This is a genomic window from Dokdonella fugitiva, assembly GCF_004342425.1.
In the GTDB taxonomy this organism is placed as follows: Bacteria; Pseudomonadota; Gammaproteobacteria; order Xanthomonadales; family Rhodanobacteraceae; genus Dokdonella_A; species Dokdonella_A fugitiva.
Map to the genome: position 1 here is coordinate 1 of NZ_SLWQ01000023.1, position 1,987 is coordinate 1,987.

1 protein-coding gene is annotated in these 1,987 nt (G+C 66.7%); it reads right to left on the bottom strand.

The window, feature by feature from the left end; translation table 11 throughout:
• A partial coding sequence (locus tag EV148_RS18190; protein ID WP_132000272.1) for an RHS repeat domain-containing protein occupies positions 1-1,987 on the bottom strand: 1,987 nt, incomplete at both ends.

Consider the following 1,987-nt stretch of genomic DNA (forward strand, 5'->3'; position numbering starts at 1 on the left):
GGTCAGGCGGTCGGTGACGTCGTAGGTGTAGGTGCTGGCTGCACCATCCTTCGTCTGGTTCGTGCGGTTGCCGACTGCATCAAGCGTCCAGCTCGTCGTGTGCGACGGCAGGTCGCGCGTCTCTTTCGTCAGGCGGCCCGCCCCGTCATAGGTCCAAGCGAGGTTACGAGTGGCGCCATCGGGAGCGACATAGGCGAGCGCGGTGCGCTGGCCTGCCGGATTGAGCGTGTACGTGCCCTGGCTGATGATCGCCGCGTCCTTCCGCGCGACGAAACCGGTCAGGCGACCGTTCGCGTCGTAGGCGTATTGCGTGACGACGCCGTTCGGGTCCTCGCGCCGGATCTTCCTGTTCGCGTCGTCGTACGCATAGGTGAACGTTCGTCCATCGGCCGTGACGGTCGCGAGGTTGCCGACCGCGTCGTAGGTGTAGGCGATCGTCCAGGCCTGCTGGTCCGGCGTCGTGAGCGTCTGGCTGGTCTTCTGGCCCGCGGCGTCGTAGGCGTAGTGCAGCTTCGAGTGGTCGGCGTATTCGATGTCGGTCAGCTGGTCACGTGCGTCGTAGGCGTATTTCGTGAGCTTCGACTGGCCGCCCTTGGCGATCGTGAGCGTGGCGACCTGGCCGCCCGGCGTGTATGTCCAGCTCAGCACGGTGCCGTCCGCGAAGGTCTGGCTGCGCACGCGATCGGCGTTGTCGTACTGGTAGCCGCTCGCGTCGCCGGCGTAGTCGGTGCGGTTGGTCAGGCGACCGATCGCATCGTAGGCCATCGTCTCGTAGCGGTTGTCCGGCAGCGTATGGCTCGTCGCACGACCGAGCGCGTCGTAGGCCCACTGCGTGACGCGGTTCAGCGCGTCGATCTGGCTGGTCTTGTTGCCGAGTTCGTCGTAGCCGTACTGCGTGATCTTGCCGAGCGCGTCGATGACCTTGTTGAGCCGCCCATTCGCGTCGTAGCCGTACTGCGTCGCGCGGTTGGCAGGGTCGATGTCCTTGGTCTTGCGTCCGGCCGCGTCGTATTCGTAGCGGCTCGCGCTGCCGTCGGGCCAGGTCGTCTGCGTCTTGCGGTTGGCGTCGTCGTAGACGTATCCGGTCGTGTGGTCGAGCGCGTCCGTGGTCGCGGTCAACTTGCCGGTTGCGTCGTAGGCGTAGGCCGTCGCGTGGCCATTCGCATCGGTCGTCGCCGTGCGGCGCCCGGCGGCGTCGTAGTCGACGTGCGTGATGCGACCGAGCTCGTCGGTCGTGTCGGTGACCTGGCCGGCAGCGTCGTACGCCGTCGTGGCGGTCGTGCCGTCCGGGTTCGTCACCGTAATCGGGCGGTTGAGCGCATCGTACGCCGTGCGCGTCTCCCTGCCCGCGCGATCGACCTGGCGGATGGCATTACCGTTCGGGTCGTAGGCGGTCGATTCGGTCGAGCCGTCGGGATACGTCGTCTGGATCGGACGACCGCTCGCGTCGTACGCGTACCGGGTCAGCCGACCGAGCGCGTCCGTCTGCGTCGCCAGCTGCTTCTGCTCCGTCCACGTGTTACGCGTGACGTTGCCGAGCGCATCGGTCGTCGCGAGCACGTTGCCGTCCGCGTCGACGGCATTGGTCGTCGTCAGCGTCTGCGTCTGGCCGAGCACGACGCGCGTCTTCGTCGTCGTCAGCAGGTGGCCGGCGCCGTCGTACGTGTACCTGGTGATATTGCCGAGCGGATCGGTTTCCTGCGTCTTGCGACCCTGCGCATCGTTGACGTAGCGCGTGACATTGCCGGTGGGATCGGTCAGCTGCACGAGCTGGTCGAAGTTCGCGCCGCCCCAGCCGAACCCGGTGGCGTGGCCAAGCGGATCGCTGATCGAACGCAGCATGCCCGGGTCGGTGTAGGCGTACGTCGTCTTGTGGCCGAGCGCGTCGGTCGTCGACTTCAGGTTCTGCGGGGTGTGGTTCCCCATCATCGTGTAGAAGTTCCACTCCGACGTCGTCGTGTTCCCGAGCGCATCCGTCTGCGTGAGC